The sequence below is a fragment of the Neobacillus sp. WH10 genome (assembly GCF_030123405.1).
GTDB lineage: Bacteria > Bacillota > Bacilli > Bacillales > Cytobacillaceae > Neobacillus.
On record NZ_CP126110.1, the window covers coordinates 3,332,608 to 3,355,783 of the forward strand.

Genomic DNA, 23,176 nt, shown 5'->3' on the forward strand with positions numbered 1-23,176 from the left:
ATGAACGGAAGATGAACATTACTTTACATTTTAGGAAGGATCACCGTAAAAATGGAACCTTTTCCTTTTTGACTTGTTACATTAATTACTCCATGATGCATATCAACAATGGACTGAACGATGGATAACCCTAATCCCGTTCCTTCCACGGATCGTGCTCTTGACGTATCCGCCCGATAAAAGCGGTCAAAAATTCTTTCCATTTCGTTTGCATCTAAGCCTATTCCTGTATCCTTCACAGCCACTTCAATTTGTGATTCTGAATCAGTCAATTCAATATCAATCGTTCCATTCTCACAGTTATATTTAATCGCATTCGTCAATAGGTTTTCCCAAACAGAATATAATAAAGAAGCATCCCCTTTAACTGAAGTATCCGGGAGAGAATAGCTCATCATAATTCCTTTATCAAGGATCCTCCATTGGTATTGATGTATGACGCTTTTTAACTGCCCCGACACATCTATTATACTTATATCCATTATATCCTTTTTACTTTCTATAGATGATAGGAGTAATAGCTCTTTGGCCATGTTGGATAAACGGTTTACTTCTGAGTGAACAACACGGATATATTGTTGCTTTTCTTCCTCAGTTTTGTCGCTGCTCTCAAGTAAATTCAAATACCCCTTAATATTAGTTAATGGTGATTGAATATCATGGGAGATATTAGAGATTAATTCTTTTCTTAGCATATCTACTTTTGCTAATTTTTCCGCCATCCTCGTAAAGCTGACAGCTAAATGACCGAGTTCATCTTTTCGGTCAATGTCCAGCTTGATTGAAAAATTGCCTTCTGCAATTTCTTTCGTTGCTTTTTTTAGATTTCTTATAGGTTTGACTAAATATTTTGTACTAATTAGAACAAATAGAATGCTTAACAAAATAGAAATGGCTAAGAGCCAGCCGAAAAGAATGTGCATCTCATTAAACATTACCTTAATATCAGGTCTAATAAACATGGCATATTTTTTATTATTGTATTCTAAAGGAACACCGACTGAATTTTTTAATTCGTTGGCAAAAAAGCCTGTTACAAACGTTTTATGAGGAAATTGACCTACCCCGTGATATACCTCACCATGCAATACTTTTTCTGAAATTGCTTTGGGCAATTCCTTCTTTCTGTAGGGTGAACCAAAATATTGCTTTTCACCATCTGGATTAATCAAAAGAATTTGGTAACCAATCGCACCAATATGATCAAAATAGTCCTCTAAGCTTATCAATGGATGCTTACTTGCAAAGTCTGCTATTTCAAAAGCAAAATGGGTGATTTTTTCGTCATTTTGCTGTTTCAATTTTACCTGGTAGTAGGCGTTGGAAAGCAAAAATGAAATAATTCCACTGACAATCATGATCATAATCGTGAGGAAAGCAAATTTACTATATAAAGACTTCATTTTCATTTTTATAAAACCTCCAAGGAATAGCCAACCCCTCTAATTGTTTTGATGACAAAGTCCTTTTCAATGCTTGCAAATCGTTCGCGCAATCGTTTAATATGAACATCCACCGTTCTTTCATCACCTTCAAAATCAAGACCCCATATTTTCTCAATGAGGTGACCACGACTAAAAACCTGGTTTGGATGTGTTGCCAGAAAGGTTAAAAGTTCAAATTCTTTTAAGGGCAACATGAAGATTTTGTGGTTAATTTTCACCTCATAGCCTTTTTTGTTTATGTATAAGGATCCTAAATTAATATTGGTTTCACTGGCATTACCATATCTCCTTAATAATGCATTAACGCGAAAAATTAATTCTTTAGGCTCAAAAGGTTTTATTAAATAGTCATCCGTCCCTGATTCGAATCCCTTTTCTTTATCTTCTATCTGACTTTTAGCCGTTAATAAAATAATCGGCAGATCATATATTTTGCGAATTTCTGATGTTAACTCATAGCCATCCATGACAGGCATCATGATATCCACAACCGCTAAATCACAAAGCTCCGTTTTTAATGTCTCTAGTGCTGCCGCCCCATTTTCAGCTACAAGGACCTTATAGCCTTCTCTCATCAATATATCTTTCACTAAACTGCGGATATAATCATCATCATCGGCGATTAAAATTGTTTTCATTCAAACACCTTCTTACTGTTTTCTCATTTCATTGTACTTAAAATAGATGGATTTGGAAAGATTGTTCATCGTCTAATTTGGAACCAATTCGACAAACCAACAACTTATATGTTACTATTAAGTTGTTACTATTTGAAGGTACAAAATTATTAAGGGGGAATGACATTGATAGAATTTAAAAGTGTTGTTAAAAAGTATCGAACAAAGACCATCATAAATCCCTTATCATTAAAGATTGAAGCTGGTCAATTAGTTGTTTTTATCGGGCCAAGTGGTTGCGGAAAAACTACATTACTCAAAATGATTAATAAACTAGTTCAACCAACTTCGGGGAAAATTTTTGTTAATGGGACGGATATCTCTACGATGAATCCGATTGAACTGCGCAGAAATATCGGCTACGTTATTCAAAACACTGGATTGTTCCCACATATGTCCATTAAAGAAAACTTAGAGTTAATTCCAAAGCTTAAGGGTGAGGACCCAGACTCAATCGAGAAAAAAACAAAAGAATTGCTTGAAATGGTAGGATTAGACCCTACGGAATACTTAAACCGATTTCCTAAGGAATTAAGTGGCGGACAGCAACAAAGGGTAGGGGTAGCGAGAGCCTTTTCCACGAACTCCGATATAATCTTAATGGATGAACCCTTCAGTGCACTTGACCCTGTTACAAGAGGCTCTCTTCAAGATGAATTATTCCAAATGCAAAAGGAATTAAATAAGACGATTGTTTTTGTCACCCATGACATGGACGAAGCTATTAAAATAGCAGACAAGATTTGTATTTTAAAAGACGGTGATATTCTCCAATACGACACACCGGAAAATATTCTTAAAAATCCGGCCAATGACTTTGTCGAAGGGTTTATTGGAAAAAGAAGGGTTTGGAACAACCCTGAATTATTACTGGCTGAAGATATTATGATTCCTCAACCTGTAAAGATTACCGCAATGCGAAACGTTCTTCAGGCGATTGAGATTATGAAGGATAATAAAGTTGACAGTTTAATGGTTACGGATAAACACAATGTCCTTAAAGGCCTTGTAACGTTAAAAAGCATTCAACTGCTTAATCGTAATACCCCAATTGAAATGATTATGGAGCAAAATGTTCTTTCAGTTTCACAGGATGCCAATTTGATCTCTGTTTTAGCAATCATGAATGAGCATAAAATCGGTTATCTGCCTGTTGTAAACAGTGCTAAACAACTGACAGGATTAATAACACGAAGTAGTATTTTATCAGCATTAAGCAGCCAACTAATAGATTTGGAGGTGGCGTTTTAATGAGTGATTTTTGGAATTATCTAACATCAAATTACCAACAAATATTTAGTTTATTAGGAGAACATCTATATTTAAGTATCATTTCTGTATTCATTGCGATTGTAATCGGGATCCCGTTAGGCATTTTAATTTCAAACGAACCAAAGCTTTCAAAACCAATTATCGGAACAACGAACGTTATTCAAGCCGTTCCAAGCTTAGCTTTACTTGGATTCTTAATACCTTTCATCGGAATTGGAAGTGCTCCAGCGATAGTGATGGTCGTTCTTTATTCCCTGCTTCCAATCGTGAAGAACACTTATACCGGCTTGATGAATATTGACGCAGACATTCTGGAAGCCGCCAAAGGCATCGGTCTGACCAAGAGTCAAACAATGAGAAAGGTTCAACTCCCATTAGCCTTCCCGATGATTATGGCGGGTATCAGAATTTCAGCTGTTACAGCTGTTGGTTTGATGACAATCGCAGCTTTTGTAGGTGCAGGCGGACTTGGCTATCTCGTATTCTCAGGTGTGCAAACAGTCGATAACTCTATGATTTTGGCTGGGGCAATTCCAGCTTGTATCTTAGCTCTTCTCATTGATTTTCTCGTTGGGAAACTCGAAACATCACTCTCCTATACAAGCAAACAAAAAGCTTCATCTAAGTCAGGAAAAAAGGTAAAAAGATGGCTGATTGGCCTGGCCTCGATCATATTAATTTCTGCAGGAGCTTTCAAGGTTTATTCAACAGCCAATGCAGACGATAAAATTGTCATTGGATCAAAGAATTTCAGTGAATCAATGATATTAGGGAATATGCTTGCAGATTTAATAGAAAACAAAACTGATATACAAGTAGAAAGAAAGCTTAATCTTGGTGGTACTCAAGTTGCTTTTAGTGCCATTAAGAATGGAGACATTGATTTATATGTAGAGTATACGGGGACAGGTTTAATAAATATTTTAAAACACCCCCCGGAAAGTGATCCGAATAAAGTTTATGATTATGTTAAAAAGGAATTTAAGCAAAAATATAATATTGAATTATTAAAACCACTTGGATTTAATAACACCTATGCCTTGGCAGTAAGACAAGACACGGCAAATGAATACGGTTTGAATACAATTTCTGATTTAGCTAAAGTAAGTGGAAATTTAATTATGGGTCCCACAATCGAATTTCCTAATCGAGAAGATGGATTAATCGGACTTTCAAAAACCTATAATATCGAATTTAAAGATGTTAAAGCTGTTGATGGCGGCTTAAGGTATACGGCGATTGACAATCATAAGAGTGACGTCATTGATGCTTTTTCTACCGATGGGTTACTTGAAGAATTTCAATTGAAGGTACTAAAGGATGATAAAGACTTTTTCCCGCCCTATTATGCTGTTCCAATTATTAAAGAGGAAACATTAAAGGATCATCCGGAACTAAAAAATGCGATTAATACCCTATCAGGTAAGCTTTCCGATGAAAAAATGCGTGAGCTAAACTATAAAGTCGACAGCCTCAAGCAGTCACCTGCAAAGGTTGCAAAGGAATTTTTAGAAAACGAAGGGTTATTGGATTAAACCAAGTTATCATATACAGCAAAAACCCCTGTTTCAAATGAAACAGGGGTTTTTGTATCCTAATCCTCCAAAAAGTGTAGAACTCTGTCATAGGTTTTATCATCACCGATAATCAACAATACATCCCCTTCAAGAATTGATGCATATGGCCCTGGTGAGATAATTATTTCCCCCTTTCGCTTCATGCCGATTACGGTTCCTCCGGTATTTTGCCAGAACTTCGTTTCTGAAATGGTTTTTCCAATATGTATGCAGCCAGGAAATATTTCCACCTCAATCGGCGCTAACGGATTCGTATGACGAAGTTTTCCTGAGTAGTCCATAATTTTTCTTAGCGTTTCAAAAAGCTCTTCATCGAGCTTGTCTCTTGCTGAAATGAGCGAGTTCATTTGCTTTTCAAGATCCTTAATACTCTCAAGGTTGGAAAAACGGTGAATATATTTATAGGCGTTCTCTCGTGAAGATATCACAATCCCACTGCCCTTCGTGGATTGAACAATCTCCACATCTTCTAAAATCTTTATTGCTCTTCGTACAGTTTCAGGGGAAACCTTATATTCACTGGCCAAAGTTGATCTGCCATGAATCTTTTCTCCTACTTTAAACTTTCCATCGTATATTCTATTTGCCAAATCTATGGCAATTCGCTCATAAGTTGGTATTTGTGTCTTCAGCATTGGAACCCTCCACCAAGATTCTCTCATTAAAAATGAATGTTTGATACCATTCCACTATACCGTTTTTAGTACCAGTTTGCGAGTGCAACATATAACACCATTATATTTGTCCAGTTTTGGACATAATTGTAAGGAGTCATTCGACATGAGGTGATAAAAGTGAAACGAAAGATTATAATTATTTTAAGTGTGCTGTTTATTATTTTTATGGCAGCATTGTTTATTTTTTATCTAATTAAAGGTGATTCAACTAGATGGCAGGTAGCTCTAGGCGGCATCTTTGCTAGTGCTTTACCGCTTTTGTTATTACGGATGAAACATAATCCCTTTAACATTCCTATAATTATCAATTATTTTCTATTTTTATTTTGTTCGTTATTTTTAGGTTCAATCTCAAGCTTCTATCTGCATTACAAGTGGTGGGATTCTACCCTTCACTTTTATAAGGGGTTATTTGTTGGTTCTGTTGCCATAAGCCTTTATAAACATTTTATCCCTGAAAAAGTCCGTAACGATGTCTCAGCTTGGATCCTTTTTCTTTTCGTTCTCTCTCTTTCCGTTTTTGCCAGTGTTATATGGGAAGCTTATGAATTTATCGGCGATTTGACAGTTACAAAGACGATGCAAAGAGGAGGTAATAAAGATACAATGTATGATTTACTTTGTGGTGTTGCCGGTGGTCTCATTATCTCTATTTATTCCATGATTAGAAAACAAAAAGTATAAGGAGAGGTGGCAAGTATGAATCGAAAGCTTGTTATTATATTTAGTACATTATATGTAATTTTTATGGCGGTTTTAGCAATCTATTTCTATAAAAATGGTGCATCCTTTAAGGCAACCATTTCCATTGGCGGGGTTGCTTGTGGTGCAATTCCCCTTCTATTAGCACTTTTTACTAAGCTGCAATTTAATTTACCTATTGTCATTTCTTATTTAATTTTCTTAGTTGGTTCACAATTTCTCGGCTCGATTTTAGGCTGGTATAAACTTGGCTGGTGGGACACTTTTATGCATTTTATCAGCGGGGCAATCCTTGCTTTTTCAGGCATTGCCTTATATGAAAGATTGATTCACAGAAATGCAGGGGATGAAATCTCACCATGGTTTGTTTTCTTGTTTACCCTTTCATTTGCAGCACTTGGGGGGGTTCTTTGGGAGATTTATGAATTTAGCTGTGACCAATTTTTCAACATGACCCTCCAGGGCGGCGGTAACAAAGACACAATGACCGATTTAGTTGCCGATACTGTCGGCGGGCTTGTGATAGCCATTTGGGCTGGAATTCGAACGAAGATAAAGTTAAAAAAAGTTTCCAATCATTAGGTACGCCATAGTTGACGTACCTCTTTTAAATGCCTATATTACTGATACAGCAACAAAGAACTCCTCATAAAGCGCTTGAACTGCTCTTTTTTCATCCACTTCTTTTACCCCAAACATCATACTGACCTCGGAGGAGCCTTGGTTGATCATTTCAATATTAACACTTGCCCTCGCTAATGCCTTAGAGGCTCTTGCCATCGTACCAACATTATGGCGCATTCCTTCCCCGACCACCATAATTAGCGCAAGGCTATGCTCGATTTTCACTTCATCGGCATGTAATTCTGTCATAATCCGCTGAATGATTTCAGCTTCTATTCTCTCATTCAACTGGTTTTCTCTTAAAATAACGGACACATCGTCAATTCCCGATGGGGTATGTTCATATGAAAGGCTAAAATCTTCTAAAATACCTAATAGCTTGCGTCCAAAGCCAACTTCTCTATTCATTAAGTATTTACTTACATAAATACTACAAAACCCTTGATCACTGGCAATACCTATCACAGGACCGTTCGTGTTATCGCGTCCATTCACAATCTTTGTTCCCGGTGCTGCAGGGTTGTTGGTATTTTTAATTTGGACAGGGATTCCTGCTCTGAATGCTGGTAAAAGTGCTTCGTCATGTAACACGGTAAATCCTGCGTAAGAAAGCTCACGCATTTCACGATAGGTCAATACCTTAATTTCCTTTGGGCTTTTTACGATAAAAGGATTGACGGAATAAACAGCATCCACATCCGTAAAATTTTCATAAATGTCCGCTTTTAGCGCATTGGCTAGAATAGAACCCGTAATATCGGAACCACTGCGAGAAAAAGTAACCACCTCATCCTGTTCACTATAGCCAAAGAATCCTGGAAAAATTAAAATCCCTGGGCGCTCACGCAATGAGAATAATCTTTCATAGGATTCCGGTAATGGCTGTGCATTTCCCGGCTCATTACTTACTCGAAGCCCAGCCTCTTTAGGGTCAACATATGTAGCCTCAACTCCCCGCTCTCGAAAATAAGCAGCGACCAATTTTGCATTATTATCTTCACCACTTGCTTTGATCAAATCAATAAACCGATCTGGGTTACTTTGATCACTTTCAAACCTTTTTACTAAGTCATCATTAATTTCCTTTATTACCCAATCGGGAAGATGACATTCCTCCGCAATCATTGAATATCTTTCAATGACCGCTTCTAGCTTTTCCTTCGGAAATTGATTTTGTAAACATTGTTCCGCACATGCAATCAATAAATCTGTCACCTTGGTATCCTCTGCAAACCTCTTTCCCGGAGCTGAAACGACGACAACTTTTCGTTTAGGATCAGATAGTACTATCTGAAATACCTTCTCAAGCTGTATTCCGGATGCTAAAGAGGATCCGCCAAACTTTACAACCTTCATCATTACATCCCCTACTCTATAAAAAATATAATCCTAATTCTATTACAATTTCGAAAATATTCAAGAATTTTTTCCGCACAGAGTGTACATTTGTGCTTTTTAGAAGGACAAATCATTAGAGAAAATAAAAAAACAGTGAGATTTCATCCCGAAATTCACTGTTTTACTGAAGTACCTTTAGAATTGTTTCGTTTTTTCAATCCAATTAATAAAGTTATTCATCACCGTATCTAAAAATCCTATCGTTGGCTCATGTTTTAACTGCCCTGCTTCATCTATTTTTTCATTTACAGCATTGATAAATACTTCATTGCCAGGGAGCGTGTAAGCACCCATAGCGGCCAATATTTGTCTTAGATTAACCTGTGCTCGAACTGTCCCTAGAACGCCTGGGGTGGCACCAACAATCATTACTGGTTTCTTGGCCATGACTTTATCCACACGCGAAAACCAATCAAGGGCATTTTTTAAAAAAGCAGGAATCGAATGATTGTATTCTGGAGTAGCAATTAAGACTCCATCACTGGTAGCAACGATTTTTTTTATTTCGGTAACAACTTGCAGCGGTGATAATTCATCATCTTGGTTGTACATAGGAAGGTCTTCAATTGGTAAGATTTCAATATCAACTTTTTCCTGGTACCGTTCTTTCATAAAGACAACAAGTTTTTTATTAATAGACTGCTTCCGATTACTTCCTACTATAGCAACTATTTTCATTGATAAATACTCCTTATCCTAGATGTTTTTTTAGTAATATAGTTACTATATAAAATATTCAGTTAAAAACCAAGAACTCTGCTCAATTTCAAAAGGTGATCTTTAATTAATTCACCGAATGATTTCAATAAAATGGGCAAGAACTCTTGCGGTTAATCCCCAGATTACCCGACCCCTATAGCGGTAAAAATATTCCTCCATTCCTTTTGCCTGCCACTTGTAATTTTCACCCCCAGGGATTAAATCATACGGAAAACCTTCCTCCGGCTCTGCTTTGTAGTGAACACGATAGATTTCATGACTATTTTCAATAAAAAAAGTCAGCGGAACCGTAAAAATCTCCCCCACTTCTCCAGAATTTGGCCTAATCGCATCAGGCCTATTAATATATCCCACATAAGGGAAAAGAATCATACCAAAGGGTGAAATCATATAATCTAGTGGGTAAACTCCGGAGATATCTTCTTTGTTTATCCCTAATTCTTCAACTGTTTCACGGATGGCAGCATCCTTTTCATCCAAATCCTGTGACTCAATTCTTCCCCCTGGAAAGCAAATTTCTCCTGGTTGTCTCCTTAATTCAAGCGAACGGACCTCAAACAACACATGTATCCCGTCCTCTTTTCGAAGGAGTGGAAGCATGACAGCATATTTTGAAAACCTTTCACTTCCCAGTATCTTGGGTGTATGATGTTTTAATTTTGTCATAACCTTTTCCAGCTTCATGATTTCACCTCAATTCGTTTCAATAAGATTGTTTAACACTAGAATACCACTTTTTATGTAACGATTAAAAAAAACAATCCAACCAAAATAAGTTGGATTGTTCTTAAAGTATTCTTTATTCCTTCTTCTCATACCAAGAATACATATAACTAGGATCTTCTATATTATGTGCTGACTTTACAATATTTAGCGGGTGAAAGGTGTCAATCATAACGGCACGCTCTAGTGTCTCTCTTTTACCAATACTTGCTTCTGTTTTCCCTGGATGAGGTCCGTGCGGTATGCCGCTTGGATGAAGCGTAATCGACCCCTCCTGTACCCCTTTACGGCTCATGAAATTGCCTTCTACATAATATAGGAGTTCATCACTATTTACATTGCTATGATAATATGGCGCCGGTATCGATTCGGGGTGATAATCGTATAGTCTTGGTACGAATGAACAAACAACAAAATTGTTTCCTTCAAAGGTTTGATGGACTGGTGGCGGCTGATGCACCCTTCCGGTAATCGGTTCAAAATCCTCGATATTAAAAACCCATGGATATAAATAACCATCCCAGCCAACCACATCAAATGGATGGTGACCTAGAATATGAGAGGAAATCATACCCCTCGATTTCGTTAATACCTCAAACTCCCCTTTTTCATCAAAAGTCACCAGGGCTTCCGGACCACGAATATCTCGTTCACAAAACGGACTGTGCTCTAAAAGCTGGCCATACTCATTGCGGTAGCGTCTTGGGGTCGTGATTTGACTGAAGGCTTCAACAAAAAGTATTTTCGTCGTTTCGTTTTCATTAGGAATTACCCGAAAAATCGTTCCTATTGGGATGATCAAGTAATCGCCTGGACGATAGGAAATCGTTCCGAACATCGTCTCGAGCGTACCGGTGCCGTGATGAATATAAAGCATTTCATCCCCATCACCATTCCGGTAAAAACTTTGCATCGGTGCCGTCACATTCGCTGTTCCAATTAGTAAATCCTGGTTCCCTAATAAATAATGTCGAGCTTCAAGTGCATCGCCCTGCAAATCAACCTGGCTTGTAAAAAAGTGCCGGTGCTTTAACGACTTTCGCTCTTCATATTCCGGCAAGTAAGTGCCAACCAATTCTGATTTCAGTACCTCTGTTGGCATATAATGATGGTACAAAATCGATTGTGTTCCCGAAAATCCACGTGTCCCCATAACCTGCTCTCTATAAAGACTGCCATCGTCTTTTTTAAACATTGTATGTCGTTTATGAGGAACCTCTCCCTTTTCAAGATAATACATCACTTCACCTCTTTATCATCGATAATAGTATTATTCAATACACCTAAATGATCAATCTCTAATTCTACCTGATCACCAAGTTCGAGCCAGCGATGGATCTCCTCCCCCAGTTCGAGGATACATCCTGTTCCGACTGTTCCTGAGCCAATGATTTCACCTGGATAAAGAGTGACGCCCTGGGATGCCCTTGCAATCATTTCACTAAAGGAATAATAAATGTCCTTCACATTCCCTTCTGAAAGCAGCTTCCCATTCACACGTGCTTTCATTGAAAGATTAAAGCCCTTTCCTTCTTTTAATGAATCCAGCTCATCTTTGGTGACAATCCACGGGCCAATGGATGTTGAAAAATCCTTCCCCTTTGCTGGACCTAGACCAACCTTCATCTCTCTCCTTTGCAGGTCTCTTGCACTCCAATCGTTTAAAATGCAATAGCCAAATATATATTCATCTGCCTCATCCATAGGGATATTCTTGCCTTCTTTACCAATGATACAGGCGATTTCAAGTTCATAATCAAGCCACTCACACTCCTTGGGCCTAACAATGTCTTCTCCTGGTCCCTTAATTGCGAGATGATTGGAAAAATAAAAAACAGGGAATTCGTACCATTCTGGAATCATTTTAAGACCACGGTTCTCTCTTGCGGTCTTTACATGCTGTTCAAATGCATAAAAGTCCCTCAAGCTTCTTGGAATTGGAAGCGGTGCTTTTAAATGCAGTTCACTTAAACGGTAAACCCAACCTTGTTCTTTTGATAAAGGAAAAAGACTAGCCGCTTTCTTCATATTTTCTTCTGATTGATCGAGAAAATTTAGTAGATTATTTGGCAGGATCCCACCGGATGCTTCATACATATCGATGACATGCTCATCGTCTATTAACCATCCTGCACTGGTGGAGCCATCTTTTTTTTCAAAGGTTACAAATTTCATGGAACTCACCTTTTTTCGGTTTTTCTTACCATTTCAAACGTTCTGGCCAATGGATCAGTAAAGATGTTACCAGCCATTCTTCCAATCGGATGTAATTTCGATGTATCAATTCTTCCATTATCAAAAAGTTCGTCGTTTACATGTACATGAACCACTTTTCCAATAACCAAGCTGCCGGCTCCTGGTTTGTCGCCAAAATGCTGCACCTGATAGCATTCACATTCTAAATGGACGAGTGATTCCTTAATCCGCGGCACCCGTACCTTTACACTCGCTTCTTTTGTTAGACCTAATTCTTCCATTTCATCGATTTCAGGAGCAAATTCGATGGCACAATCATTCATTTGTTCCGCAATACTCTCACTGACAATATTAATCACAAATTGACCCGTACTTTCTATATTGATAAGTGTATCTTTCTTAGCACCGTCAGTCCCTCTTCGCATTGGTGAAAAGCAAATAAGCATGGGGTCCGCACAAATTGCTGTAAAGAAACTAAATGGTGCTGCATTGGCTGTTCCATGTTCATCCATTGACGACACAAATGCAATTGGACGTGGTAATATTGACCCAACTAGTAGTTTATATGCGTCTCTCCATTCAAGTGACGCCGGAGTGATTTCCAATTTTGTTTCCACCACACTTTCAAGAAGTTATTTCCTTGAAAAAAGGGAGAAACGTATTCTCCCTATTCCGAGTAAGCACCTTTAGTATACTGTCCATTTTTATCTATTTTTTATAGATTACCGCGTCTCTCTTGTTCTCTTTCAATTGATTCAAAAAGAGCCTTAAAGTTCCCTTCACCAAAACCTCGTGCACCTTTACGTTGAATAATTTCAATGAATAATGTTGGTCGGTCAACAATCGGTTTTGTGAAAATTTGTAGTAAATAACCTTCATCATCTCGGTCAACCAAAATATTCAGTTCGCGAAGCTTTTCAATTTCTTCATCAATTTTACCGATACGCTCTCCTAACGTTTCATAATAAGTGGTTGGAGTTTTGAGGAATTCTACCCCATTCTTTTTCAAAGTGGTTACCGTTGAAACAATATCTTCCGTTAGAATGGCCAAATGCTGTACCCCTGGGCCATTGTAGAATTCCAGATACTCCTGAATTTGTGACTTTCGTTTTCCTTCTGCTGGTTCATTAATAGGGAACTTAATCCGGCCGCCGTTATGCATGACCTTTGACATGAGGGCAGAGTATTCAGTGGTAATGTCCTTATCAGAGAAATGCTTCATCTCTTTAAAGCCCATTACCTTTGAGTAATATTCTACCCACTCCTCCATCCTCTCCACATTACCCACCACATGGTCAATCCCAATTAAGCCGGCATCCTCAATTGGCAGTTCTGCAGTGTATGGTTCATATCCAGGCAAAAATGGACCCTGGTAATGTTTCCGTTCAATTAACGTATGGATGGTGTCACCATATGTACCAAGAACGGCTTTCTTAACAACACCATTAGCATCCTTTATTTCAAATGGTGCAGCATGGGCAATCGCTCCCCTGTTTACCGCTTCTTCAAACGCTTTCTCCACATCATCGACCAATAGCGCTACGTCCCTCACACCGTCACCGTGTTTCTTAACAAACTGGGCAATCCTGCTGTCTTCGATATAAGAGCCTGTAATAACGAGGCGAATATTTCGCTGCTGCAAGCAATAGGAAGCGCTCTCACGATTTCCGGTTTCTAGTCCGGAATAGGCAACAGGCTTAAAACCGTATGCTGTGCAAAAAAAGTGACAGGCTTGCTTAGCGTTTCCTGTGTAAATCTCAATATAATCAACATCTCGTACTGGAAAAAAGTCATCTACAAGTTGGTCAGCACTTACTCTTTTTTCTTTCATCTAGAAACCTCCATTTAAGATAAAGTAATAATATTCAGAATTAATTTTAAATGAAGGATTGTTGTCCACTCAAGAGCAGGATGTAAAGCAATACCGCTTTTAGGTATTAAAGACTTTGAGGTCAAACTTTTTATATTTCCCAAAAAAAAAGAGAAACACGCCTAAAAAAGGTATGTTCCCATTATAAATACGTTGGAAATATTTTTTTGATAATTAAAGAGTGTCTAAAATTGTCAAAAATTTTTTTACGAAAGCACTGCTCGATCATTTGCCATTTGAACACCGCGGATTCTTTTGAATTCACTTAATAGTCCTTCAATCGTTAGTTTTTGCTTATTCTCCTTGTTAACCTCTAAAATAATCTGTCCCTTATCCATCATAATTAATCGATTTCCGAGGTCAATAGCTTGTTGCATATTATGTGTAACCATTAGCGTAGTAAGGTTGTATTTGTCAACAATTTCTTTTGTCAAGTTCGTGATCAATTCTGCCCTCGAGGGATCCAGTGCAGCAGTATGCTCATCGAGAAGCAGGATAGATGGCTCCGTGAAGGTAGCCATTAACAGGGAGAGAGCTTGTCGTTCCCCGCCTGAAAGCAAGCCGACCTTGGCATTTAGACGGTTTTCCAAACCTAGGTTTAATGATTCGAGTACTTCACGAAAATAATCCCGCCGTTTTTTCGTTACACCTCTTCTCAGTGTTCTCGTTTTGTTTCGTGAATAGGCCATCGCGAGATTCTCTTCAATCGTCATACTTGGAGCAGTACCTGCCATTGGATCCTGAAAGACACGTCCAATCATTTTTGAACGGTTAAACTCAGACATATTTGTGACATTTTTCCTGCCGATATGAACTTCCCCTACATCTGGCGTTAAAACGCCGGAAATGATATTCATTAAGGTTGATTTCCCTGCGCCATTACTGCCAATAACTGTCACGAAATCTCCAGGTTCTAGGGTTAGGTTCACATGATCGATAGCGATTTTTTCATCAGGTGTCCCCTCATTAAAAATTTTATGAATCTGATTTAAGTGCAGCATGTTGCTCCCCCTTTGCTCCTGAAGAAGCTTGAATGATATTCATTCTTTCTACTTTTCTGTCGGCTCTTCGCTTTTTCTCCTTTGAACTTTCAATAATTTTTGGAGTTGTTAAAGCGATAATAACAATCAGTGCGGTAATGAGCTTCATATCACCTGGTTCAAGGAATTTAACTCTCAAAGCTAACGTTACAACGATACGGTAAATAATGGAACCGCCGATTACTGCAAGTGTCGTCCTTGCAATCGTTTTTGTCCCGAATAGCGATTCGCCAATGATGACAGAAGCTAAGCCGATAACAATCATCCCGATTCCCATACCAACATCTGCAAAACCGCCTTGCTGAGCAATCAGTGCACCCGAGAAAGCGACCAGCGCATTTGATAAACCAAGTCCAAGAACTACTAGAAGATTCGTATTGGCAGATAGGCTGCGAATCATTCGTTTATTGTCACCTGTCGCCCTAACCGCTAGACCAATTTCCGTTTGTAAAAACCAATCAGAAAGGAATTTAATGATGAAAGTAACAATGATCATAAAGATAAGAATCCCCCATGTTTCAGGGAGGCTGTCACCTAAACCAACAGCCGATAAAATATTGTTGAAAAAAGTATCGATACCAGTTCTTTCGAATAAATCTCCAATTTTTGTAAATGTTGTATCAGCATTTAATAAAGGAATATTCGGACGTCCCATAATTCTAAGATTAATAGAATAAAGAGCAATCATTATTAAGATTCCTGAAAGTAAGTTATTAATTTTTCCAAATGTATGGAGAAGCCCAGTCATACATCCTGCAGCAAAACCGGCAAATAGAGCCACAATTGTTGCAATAAATGGATTCACACCATTCGCTATCATGACAGCTGAAATCGCTGCCCCTGTTACAAAACTCCCATCCACCGTTAAATCTGGGAAATCCAGAATACGAAAGGAAAGATAGACGCCAAGTGCCATAATCGCATAGATGATACCTGCTTCAAATGATCCAAATATGGCTGTAAACATAGAGATCATCCTTTCATTAAGTCCTTAGGCCTAAGATCAACATGCAATCAGCCTATATTTATTCATATGTACGAACCAAGGAGTTAACCTTCTTAAAGGTCTCCTCCTTGAAAAAGTTTATTTCTTATTTCCCGTCATAGAATTCTCCAAGTTTGCTCCATTCCTCTTTAACTTCTAAGCCTTGTGCTTTGGCAGCTTCCTTATTAATGACAAGTTTTAAACTGCTAGGAAGTTCAACAGGAATTTCAGAAGGCTTTTTCTTACCAGTTAAAATGTCAACAGCCATTAAACCAGATTGATATCCAAGGTCAAAGTAGCTAAATCCGCTCGCAGCCACTGCCCCTTTTTTCATTGAATCAAGCTCACCTACAAACAAAGGAATTTTTTTGTTATTGGCAACAGCAATGACAGATTCCAGCGCAGTTACAACAGTATTATCTGTTGGAATATAGATGGCATCCACACGACCAACTAATGATTCGGCTGCCTGTTTAACCTCAGATGTGTTGGCTACAGATACTTCCACAAGCTTTGCACCTTTTTCTTCAGCTAACTTCTTAACTTCTTTTACTTGTACCACTGAATTTTGTTCACCTGCGTTATAAATGATACCGATATTTTTTGCTTTTACCTCATCTGTGATAAAGTGAATCGTTGTTTTGGTGGCTTCCGGATGGTTGTCAGTTGTTCCGGTAATATTTTTACCTGGTTTATCAAGAGCTTCAACCAATTCAGCTACCACTGGGTCTGTTACAGATGTAAAGACAATCGGAATATCCTTCGTTGCATTTAAGGCAGCTGTAGCACTTGGCGTAGCATTCGCAAAAATCAAGTCTACCTTGTCGCCGACAAAATTCTTGGCAATGGATTGCACATTATTCTGATCCGCTTGGGCATTTTGTTCATCGTATTTTACCTTAATTCCTTTATCCTTTAATGCTTTTTTAAAACCTTCTGTCGCTGCGTCTAAAGAAGGATGCGGGGCATACTGAGAAATGCCGACCTTAAACTCCTTATCCGCTCCTTCTTTTTCTGAACCACCTGCTGATTCCTTACTGCCACAGCCGGCAAGAAGCAGCATTCCTGTTAATGCAATCGAAAGTGCGTGAACTTTTTTCTTCATTTACATACATCCCCCTATATTCTTTTTAAATGATTAATTTTTCTAAAAATTTGATATTTTAAAAATTATTCTAGTATTTTTTTAAGCTAAAAGCAATAGAAATCAAAAAAATATTTTTTTGCTTTAAAGCAGCATAACCATAGATAGAAAAAAAGAGAATGTTATCTTCACTTCTAAAAAAAAATGCCTTCTAATCTAATAGAAGGCATTCAAGTATGTATTTTAAATTATGAAGGATGGAACAAAAATATGTGTCTTACCAATCACGGGTATTCTCAAGTAATTGATCAATCTCAACTTGTTTCACTTTGTGACTATTTTTCTCAGATGTTAGATCTGATGTGGCTTCAAGTAATTTATCAATATCAATTAAAACGTTTCCCATCTCTAACCTCCATGAATATTCGTTAGTTTTCCTTTTACAAAAAAATTCGACATTCTCTCGTAAATCATGGGGGTCATTTTTCAAATTAAAATAAAAATTACTTGCTGGATCTGCTTAAATACAAAACAATCCAGCACTTCAAATGACTGGATTGTTTCTTTTTTAGCCGATAGGAAAGTAAAAACTTTCCCATCTGGTATAAGTTCAACTTCGAAACTTTCTTCACCCAAAAGGGCTCGATAATATGAGAGATTTCGATATTAGGCAGTAATTTTTATTTGTTTTTGTTTATCGCTTTGTTTAAAAAACAATTTCATCATTGGCGGTGTTACAATAGTAGTAACCAGAACAACAATAACTAATATCGCAAAAAGCTCTTGGCTGATTAATTTTGCTTCTAAGCCAATAGAAGCTATAATTAACGCGACCTCACCACGAGAAACCATCGCTGCACCAATTCCCATCGAACTTCTCCATGAAAATTTAGCCAATTTAGCACCGGCACCGGCACCAAGTAACTTTGTTAAGATGGCTAGTATACTAAGTCCAATTATAACTATTAAATGTTGTGAAATCCCATCGAAGCTGGCTTTTACTCCGATAGTAGTGAAGAAAACAGGTACAAAAATGGAATAGCCAATTGTTTCTACCTTTTCAAATATTTCATGTTTAAATTTCGTTTGACTTATTGCTACACCCGCAATATATGCTCCAATAATCGCGGCAACACCAGTTAATTCGGCCACATAAGCAAAGAGAAAGCAGATGATTAATGCCGCGGAAAGCAGTGATTCTGTCACTCTTAAAGGTGCAAACTTCTTTAACAACCAAGGAACGACCTTCCAAGCTGCTAGAATAGCACCGGCGAAAAAGAGAACCTTGCTCACAATAACCATTGTTAAATTGACGTCCCCCCCCGCCATGCTCATTAAAAAGGCTAAGGCAATGATGACCACAACGTCATCGATAACGGCTGCGCCTAAAATCGCAGTTCCTTCTTTTGACTGCATTTTATTCAACTCTTTTAGTGCTTGAACGGAGATGCTTACACTTGTCGCTGAGAGCAATAGACCTAAAAAGATAGCCTCAAACGTGGACATATTCATCATTATTCCTGCAAGATATCCTACAAAAAGAGGAACGATTATACCACTTAGTCCCACAAATGTAGAAGCTTTCCACGACCGTTTAAATTCATCTAAATCCGTTTCCAAACCAGCAATAAACATTAACAAAATGACGCCTATTTGGCTTAGTTCTTCCAAAGTTTTCGTTTCGGTAATAAGCCCCAATACCGCTGGGCCTAAAATGATTCCGACAAGAAGTTTTCCTAGAACCGAGGGTTGCCCCAACTTTACACTTATTTCTCCTGCAATTTTAGAAGCTAGTAAAATAATTGCTAACTCAAAAATTAATTCCATCAAATCACCTTTCTTTTTTTCGAAAATTAAAAAGAGTCTGTTTTTTTGAATAACAGACTCTTTCCGAATGGATGCAAAAAAAGCCCGTCAACCAAAGGACATAATAATCCCTTGGTGACAGGCTCCTCCAAATACATCAATTATATAATTAACTTTATTTTAACAGATATTATGTTATTTATCAAGAAAAAGATGAACAGGCGGTAAACACCAATCTGGTTTTTGCAATATGATATTTACTCCCATTTTTTAATTTTATCAATTACTCTTTCTTTTAGGATGGAAATGAAGGTTTTTTCTCCCTTTTGGATTTTCTGTTTATGCCATTCATTAAAGCTTGCAACAGTGATTAAGATTAACCCAGCAATTAATAAATAGACCCACCAAGGCATGTTCCCCCAATAAGGTTTTGTTTGTAGGAAAACATTTAATAGTAGAACACCTGATCCGACGAAAAAGTATGATTTTATTTGCAGGAACATCCCCGCCATCATCGATAACAGTGAGAGGGTCCCTAGAATAATCGCATCGTAAATTGTATTGCTTGCCAAACCATCTTGAATTAATAAAAGTGAAACGATCAGTAAAACTCCCCATTGTATAGCCTTTGTAATATTCGCATAGCGTCCTTTTAAATTTTGACGTATGAAAATAACGAAAATGATTAAGGGAAGGACATGTACCTCCCTCTCCCAAAGTGGTGGGATATTTACCTCATCGATAATCTCATAGTATGGCTGCAATAAATAGGCTCCACCAAGGATGGGCATAAATACAGAGACACTACCCGGAACTCTTTTTCTTTGCAGCCAGAGGGCAATCGCGATCAAAACACCCGGCAGAGCATGACTCCATAGTTGTTGATTCGTAAAAAAGTACATTAACCAAAAGTATAAAAAGGAAACCACTGTATATCCGTCTAACATTATTTCCTGAATCCGTGTTCCACGTTTATACAGCTTTTTGTAAACGATTTGACCGACAATCGTCATCAGAATGCCTAAACTGCCGGAAAGAAGAAGTTTTTCAAGTTCAGTCATTTTATTTAAAAACAAAAATTCAACTGTCGCCATAAATGTTAAGAACAATGGAATAATTCCAAATACATCCCATTTAATCCTATGCAGATAAAACAAGATTCCAATAGAATAGGTACAGGTGACTAGGTATGGCATCCATCCATACGGATAAGTTATAATCATACAACCAATTCCAACAATTGAAAATGGCACTAAATAAACAGCTGTTCGTTTTTTGAATTCTCCTCTGACAAGATGTGCAAAAATAAGGATAAGACCGCTGGTAATTGGAAATTCATATCGTTCAACACTTTGAACAACGATTTTATCCAAACCAGTTGATACAATAAAAAACAATGATGTAAAACTTCCATAAAGAAAAACTTTTATTTTCCATTCTTTCGCAACTAATCTAGTGCTGATTGAGTATCCAAATAAACCGAGAATGAAGCTATAGATAGCATCTGTATGAAAAGCAAACCAAGTAAATGCAAGTGTGAGTGGTAGGATGATGTGAGCTGTCCAGGCAAAGGCATTCGATAAGTCTAAATCCTTTTTTCGATAAAGAAAAGCAATAATAAGCAAAATTACCGCACTTGTAGAAGCGATTAACGAATTTAGTGTAAAACTAAAAGATATTTGCAGATTAATCGCATGAATAATCGAAAAGTAAGACAGCAGTGCCGCGATACTGACAGGAAACGTAATCCATTTCGCCTTAACCTTTTTATAAAAATAGTAATACATTCCGATTCCAACTAACAATACGAGCGGCTGGACCCATAGCTGATTGATCGGGTTAAGCAATGCGTGGAGCATGGCAATCGTATAAAGTGCTTGTGATGTATACAATGAAATTTTGGCTAGTTTTGTATTGGCAGCTTTTATCCAGCCAAATCTGGACAATAAGACCACAATTGCCCCTAGAGCAAAATTAATAGCATGGCCGTATTCCTGCTGATAAACAGAATTTTGAGCAATTATTTCTTCGCCAAAAGCGACAACAGAAAGACCAAGTGACGAAGGCAATGCCATGACTGCTAATTCTTGATAAAACCTCCTATCCTCATACTTGTGAAGGAAAAACAAGACAATAACGAAAAGCAAAAGCATTACACCTAATTCCCACCACAATTGGAAGGCAATAGCCGTCATCACTGCCAGTACCATGATGGCCAATCCCATTTCCTTAGATGCATTTTGAATGACTTTTCCATACCTTGATAGTTTGGTAATACCAAAAAAGTTAAACAAGATAAACCCTGTAAAGGATAACATAAGCGAAAAATTTATCACTGTAAAAGGATGGAATATTAATGCAATGGTTTCATAAATGCCGGATGCGAGAAATAATGAACTTAAATAAGGAAATAACCATCTCGGACTACTATGGGATATATAAATAAAATTGGCCGCAATGATAAAATAGGCGATCATTAATACAAGGGATGGATTCCCTTCACGAAGCAAAATACCTTCTAAACTAATATAAATAAAGACAAACCCTGAAATAACAGCACTTGTATATTGAAATACCTTATTTAATGAAAATTTATCGTCTAATACCTTTGGGACAAATAATATTCCAAATCCTATTAATGCGTAGACAATCTCTCCAAAATAATCAAGAAAGCTATGCTCAATTAACTGATAAGCTCCATAAACCACCATCACACTAAAAATAAAATGATATTCTTTTTTCCCGCTTACATACATCATCGATAAATAAATAATTGCGGTCAAAAGAAGGTTAAAACTATAAATGACCTCGTTCTCAAAGAAAAAAAGCATAAAAAAGGTAGTGAGGACAAGATTAACCTGAACGTATGGGACAAATTCTTTTGAAAACAATTTGAATTTGTCTCTGCTTTTAATCTTATGATAAACCATAATTAGGATAGCATTAAATGCCATCATACCAAGATAAAAGTAATCAACCTTTAGTTTGGTGCCTGCTAATAAAAAGGCCGCACCTGAAGAAAGAGAAATATAACTAAACCAAACAAATAGTCGAGAACCTAACTTCTTAGCAAATAACAGATAAACAATTAGCGGCAGAAAGCTCCCCATCATGCCGAGTAGATATCGCCCTTCACCAAATATTGATAAATAAGTTCCTAAGAGGCCAAGCCATCCTAATGAAAGGATAAATATCGGCAAAAATAAACTTCCTAAGACAGTAAATGCAAAAGCCGTTTTAGCGATATGTAATACTTTTTTTGTTAACAAAGCAATTCCATAAAATAGTAGTGATACAATTGCTATAGACCCACTTTTCATAAAGCTTGTCATTGATTCCCAATTACTTGTTGCCACAAACAAACCGCCAATTAATAAAAATATGACCCCAATATTTAATAACCAAGTAATATTCCTTTCGCGAATCTCTTCAGGTGTTAGTGTTTTTTTCACTTTTTGTGGTTTTAGAGGATCTGGTTTTGAACTTGGCGCATTAGCTTCAGCTGGTAGCAGAGTCGCCTCTATTTTTAATAAATCCAGGTGGAATTGATGATGTGCATTTGCTACTGTCTCAACGATTTTCTCAGATAAATATCCCTCTTCTTTTAAAGTGAATAGCTCTTTCCTAAAAATTTTTCTTCTCTCTTCCCTGCTATTCGAATCCATTAAATCTCCCCTCTATTCATACCCTTATAGTAAAAGCTTAAACTATCCTCAGATAACCCTACTTTTTCCTCTTTAGTGTAATTTTACACCATTAACAAAAATTTTCAATAATTTCTTTTTTGCAAAAAAATTATCAATTTTACCTTTAGGTAAAAAATCTGTATGATAAAAGAATATTTACATAAATAGATGGAGGAAACTATGCTAACTTTTAATGAAAAACTAGCCATTATCGGATCTTTTGCCGAATTAGAACGAAAAAATGTTTCTCTTGGACGGGTCAATTTCCAGTTTCCAAACAGTATTTCAGATAAAAAAAATATTGTTTATCATTTACACCCAAATGGTAATGGCTTCGTTTACGCCGGACATTTAGCACATTATGAAACGGACGAAAAAGGAATGGTCAATATCCGCAATTTTTCTGCCGATCAGCTGTTTCTGCTGTTAAAAGAAGCCATTCAAGCATTATCGCCTATTGAAAAACCAGCAGCAGAGGCAGCAATTGTTGGGGAATTAGATGAAGAGCGATGGGTTGACGAAGAAAACAATCTTCTAATACTTGTAAATGAAAACGACGCATGGAATATATATTTTGGGTTAAACCTTGATGCAAGCTTCGATACTTATGAAGAAGCAGAAGAATTTTTGCGGGAAGAAGGATTTAATCGAAAATAAAGTGAAAGGCTGTGCTAATAATAAGCACAGCCTTTAC

At 37.4% G+C, this 23,176-nt stretch carries 21 protein-coding genes; 5 read left to right on the forward strand and 16 right to left on the reverse strand.

Features of this window, described 5'->3' with window-relative positions; all coding sequences use genetic code 11:
* Nucleotides 1-23: 23 nt before the first annotated feature.
* Both QNH20_RS15830 and QNH20_RS15835 read right to left on the reverse strand, forming a co-directional pair.
* Entirely contained in the window at nucleotides 24-1,409 is a 1,386-nt protein-coding gene (locus tag QNH20_RS15830; protein WP_349632680.1) for a sensor histidine kinase, read from the reverse strand.
* Nucleotides 1,410-1,411: 2 nt separating this feature from the next.
* The gene (locus tag QNH20_RS15835) at nucleotides 1,412-2,083 is read right to left on the reverse strand and encodes a response regulator transcription factor (protein WP_283918950.1); all 672 of its coding nucleotides are present in this window, start codon (nucleotides 2,081-2,083) and stop codon (nucleotides 1,412-1,414) included.
* A gap of 159 nt (nucleotides 2,084-2,242) precedes the next feature.
* Here QNH20_RS15835 and QNH20_RS15840 point away from each other — a divergent pair, with 159 nt between their 5' ends.
* Both QNH20_RS15840 and QNH20_RS15845 read left to right on the forward strand, forming a co-directional pair.
* Nucleotides 2,243-3,373 (forward strand): ABC transporter ATP-binding protein, encoded by a 1,131-nt coding sequence (locus QNH20_RS15840; RefSeq protein WP_481857982.1) that lies wholly within the window; start codon nucleotides 2,243-2,245, stop codon nucleotides 3,371-3,373.
* A complete protein-coding gene (locus QNH20_RS15845; protein ID WP_283918952.1) occupies nucleotides 3,373-4,929 on the forward strand; it encodes an ABC transporter permease/substrate-binding protein in 1,557 nt (518 codons plus the stop codon). Before QNH20_RS15840 ends, QNH20_RS15845 begins: the two co-directional genes overlap by 1 nt.
* 59 nt (nucleotides 4,930-4,988) lie before the next feature.
* Here the strand turns inward: QNH20_RS15845 and QNH20_RS15850 are convergent, their stop codons facing one another.
* Nucleotides 4,989-5,606, reverse strand: coding sequence for a GntR family transcriptional regulator (locus QNH20_RS15850; RefSeq protein WP_283918953.1), 618 nt, complete (start codon nucleotides 5,604-5,606; stop codon nucleotides 4,989-4,991).
* 159 nt (nucleotides 5,607-5,765) lie between these two features.
* Here QNH20_RS15850 and QNH20_RS15855 point away from each other — a divergent pair, with 159 nt between their 5' ends.
* Together QNH20_RS15855 and QNH20_RS15860 are read left to right on the forward strand one after the other, a co-directional pair.
* On the forward strand, nucleotides 5,766-6,332 hold the full coding sequence (locus QNH20_RS15855) for a DUF2238 domain-containing protein (protein ID WP_283918954.1): 567 nt from the start codon (nucleotides 5,766-5,768) through the stop codon (nucleotides 6,330-6,332).
* A gap of 15 nt (nucleotides 6,333-6,347) precedes the next feature.
* Nucleotides 6,348-6,932, forward strand: coding sequence for a DUF2238 domain-containing protein (locus tag QNH20_RS15860; protein ID WP_283918955.1), 585 nt, complete (start codon nucleotides 6,348-6,350; stop codon nucleotides 6,930-6,932).
* Between the two features lie 33 nt (nucleotides 6,933-6,965).
* On the opposite strand, the gene QNH20_RS15865 is transcribed toward QNH20_RS15860, so the two are convergent.
* The 13 genes from QNH20_RS15865 to QNH20_RS15925 form a co-directional block, all read right to left on the reverse strand.
* Complete coding sequence (locus QNH20_RS15865) at nucleotides 6,966-8,330, reverse strand: aspartate kinase (protein WP_283923427.1); 1,365 nt, start codon at nucleotides 8,328-8,330, stop codon at nucleotides 6,966-6,968.
* 177 nt (nucleotides 8,331-8,507) lie between these two features.
* Nucleotides 8,508-9,050: an NADPH-dependent FMN reductase gene (locus tag QNH20_RS15870; protein WP_283918956.1), complete on the reverse strand. Its 543-nt coding sequence runs from the start codon at nucleotides 9,048-9,050 to the stop codon at nucleotides 8,508-8,510.
* Nucleotides 9,051-9,161: 111 nt separating this feature from the next.
* The gene (locus QNH20_RS15875; RefSeq protein WP_283918957.1) at nucleotides 9,162-9,776 is read right to left on the reverse strand and encodes an NUDIX hydrolase; all 615 of its coding nucleotides are present in this window, start codon (nucleotides 9,774-9,776) and stop codon (nucleotides 9,162-9,164) included.
* Nucleotides 9,777-9,891: 115 nt separating this feature from the next.
* The gene (locus QNH20_RS15880) at nucleotides 9,892-11,055 is read right to left on the reverse strand and encodes a homogentisate 1,2-dioxygenase (protein WP_283918958.1); all 1,164 of its coding nucleotides are present in this window, start codon (nucleotides 11,053-11,055) and stop codon (nucleotides 9,892-9,894) included.
* Nucleotides 11,055-11,990, reverse strand: coding sequence for a fumarylacetoacetate hydrolase family protein (locus tag QNH20_RS15885; protein ID WP_283918959.1), 936 nt, complete (start codon nucleotides 11,988-11,990; stop codon nucleotides 11,055-11,057). The genes QNH20_RS15880 and QNH20_RS15885 overlap by 1 nt, the downstream gene beginning before the upstream one ends.
* A gap of 5 nt (nucleotides 11,991-11,995) precedes the next feature.
* Nucleotides 11,996-12,616, reverse strand: coding sequence for a flavin reductase family protein (locus QNH20_RS15890; RefSeq protein ID WP_283918960.1), 621 nt, complete (start codon nucleotides 12,614-12,616; stop codon nucleotides 11,996-11,998).
* 110 nt (nucleotides 12,617-12,726) lie between these two features.
* A complete protein-coding gene (hppD, locus tag QNH20_RS15895; RefSeq protein ID WP_283918961.1) occupies nucleotides 12,727-13,842 on the reverse strand; it encodes a 4-hydroxyphenylpyruvate dioxygenase in 1,116 nt (371 codons plus the stop codon).
* 245 nt (nucleotides 13,843-14,087) lie between these two features.
* Complete coding sequence (locus QNH20_RS15900; protein ID WP_283918962.1) at nucleotides 14,088-14,882, reverse strand: ABC transporter ATP-binding protein; 795 nt, start codon at nucleotides 14,880-14,882, stop codon at nucleotides 14,088-14,090.
* Nucleotides 14,857-15,888 (reverse strand): ABC transporter permease, encoded by a 1,032-nt coding sequence (locus QNH20_RS15905; protein WP_283918963.1) that lies wholly within the window; start codon nucleotides 15,886-15,888, stop codon nucleotides 14,857-14,859. Before QNH20_RS15905 ends, QNH20_RS15900 begins: the two co-directional genes overlap by 26 nt.
* 124 nt (nucleotides 15,889-16,012) lie before the next feature.
* Nucleotides 16,013-17,011 (reverse strand): ABC transporter substrate-binding protein, encoded by a 999-nt coding sequence (locus QNH20_RS15910; protein ID WP_283918964.1) that lies wholly within the window; start codon nucleotides 17,009-17,011, stop codon nucleotides 16,013-16,015.
* A gap of 256 nt (nucleotides 17,012-17,267) precedes the next feature.
* Entirely contained in the window at nucleotides 17,268-17,396 is a 129-nt protein-coding gene (locus tag QNH20_RS15915; protein WP_283918965.1) for a hypothetical protein, read from the reverse strand.
* Between the two features lie 260 nt (nucleotides 17,397-17,656).
* The gene (locus QNH20_RS15920) at nucleotides 17,657-18,817 is read right to left on the reverse strand and encodes a cation:proton antiporter (protein WP_283918966.1); all 1,161 of its coding nucleotides are present in this window, start codon (nucleotides 18,815-18,817) and stop codon (nucleotides 17,657-17,659) included.
* Nucleotides 18,818-19,053: 236 nt separating this feature from the next.
* Nucleotides 19,054-22,461 (reverse strand): hypothetical protein, encoded by a 3,408-nt coding sequence (locus tag QNH20_RS15925; protein ID WP_283918967.1) that lies wholly within the window; start codon nucleotides 22,459-22,461, stop codon nucleotides 19,054-19,056.
* Between the two features lie 201 nt (nucleotides 22,462-22,662).
* Between QNH20_RS15925 and QNH20_RS15930 the strand changes: the two genes are divergently transcribed.
* Nucleotides 22,663-23,139, forward strand: coding sequence for a hypothetical protein (locus QNH20_RS15930; protein ID WP_283918968.1), 477 nt, complete (start codon nucleotides 22,663-22,665; stop codon nucleotides 23,137-23,139).
* The last annotated feature ends 37 nt before the right edge of the window (nucleotides 23,140-23,176 follow it).

Excerpts from the sequence above, each read along its gene's own strand:
- QNH20_RS15830 (WP_349632680.1), bottom strand. The coding sequence starts at position 1,409 with ATGAAAATGAAGTCTTTATATAGTAAATTTGCTTTCCTCACGATTATG.
- QNH20_RS15835 (WP_283918950.1), bottom strand. The coding sequence starts at position 2,083 with ATGAAAACAATTTTAATCGCCGATGATGATGATTATATCCGCAGTTTA.
- QNH20_RS15840 (WP_481857982.1), top strand. The coding sequence starts at position 2,243 with ATGACATTGATAGAATTTAAAAGTGTTGTTAAAAAGTATCGAACAAAG.
- QNH20_RS15845 (WP_283918952.1), top strand. The coding sequence starts at position 3,373 with ATGAGTGATTTTTGGAATTATCTAACATCAAATTACCAACAAATATTT.
- QNH20_RS15850 (WP_283918953.1), bottom strand. The coding sequence starts at position 5,606 with ATGCTGAAGACACAAATACCAACTTATGAGCGAATTGCCATAGATTTG.
- QNH20_RS15860 (WP_283918955.1), top strand. The coding sequence starts at position 6,348 with ATGAATCGAAAGCTTGTTATTATATTTAGTACATTATATGTAATTTTT.
- QNH20_RS15865 (WP_283923427.1), bottom strand. The coding sequence starts at position 8,330 with ATGAAGGTTGTAAAGTTTGGCGGATCCTCTTTAGCATCCGGAATACAG.
- QNH20_RS15870 (WP_283918956.1), bottom strand. The coding sequence starts at position 9,050 with ATGAAAATAGTTGCTATAGTAGGAAGTAATCGGAAGCAGTCTATTAAT.
- QNH20_RS15875 (WP_283918957.1), bottom strand. The coding sequence starts at position 9,776 with ATGAAGCTGGAAAAGGTTATGACAAAATTAAAACATCATACACCCAAG.
- QNH20_RS15880 (WP_283918958.1), bottom strand. The coding sequence starts at position 11,055 with ATGTATTATCTTGAAAAGGGAGAGGTTCCTCATAAACGACATACAATG.
- QNH20_RS15885 (WP_283918959.1), bottom strand. The coding sequence starts at position 11,990 with ATGAAATTTGTAACCTTTGAAAAAAAAGATGGCTCCACCAGTGCAGGA.
- hppD (WP_283918961.1), bottom strand. The coding sequence starts at position 13,842 with ATGAAAGAAAAAAGAGTAAGTGCTGACCAACTTGTAGATGACTTTTTT.
- QNH20_RS15900 (WP_283918962.1), bottom strand. The coding sequence starts at position 14,882 with ATGCTGCACTTAAATCAGATTCATAAAATTTTTAATGAGGGGACACCT.
- QNH20_RS15905 (WP_283918963.1), bottom strand. The coding sequence starts at position 15,888 with ATGTTTACAGCCATATTTGGATCATTTGAAGCAGGTATCATCTATGCG.
- QNH20_RS15910 (WP_283918964.1), bottom strand. The coding sequence starts at position 17,011 with ATGAAGAAAAAAGTTCACGCACTTTCGATTGCATTAACAGGAATGCTG.
- QNH20_RS15915 (WP_283918965.1), bottom strand. The coding sequence starts at position 17,396 with ATGGGAAACGTTTTAATTGATATTGATAAATTACTTGAAGCCACATCA.
- QNH20_RS15920 (WP_283918966.1), bottom strand. The coding sequence starts at position 18,817 with ATGGAATTAATTTTTGAGTTAGCAATTATTTTACTAGCTTCTAAAATT.
- QNH20_RS15925 (WP_283918967.1), bottom strand. The coding sequence starts at position 22,461 with ATGGATTCGAATAGCAGGGAAGAGAGAAGAAAAATTTTTAGGAAAGAG.
- QNH20_RS15930 (WP_283918968.1), top strand. The coding sequence starts at position 22,663 with ATGCTAACTTTTAATGAAAAACTAGCCATTATCGGATCTTTTGCCGAA.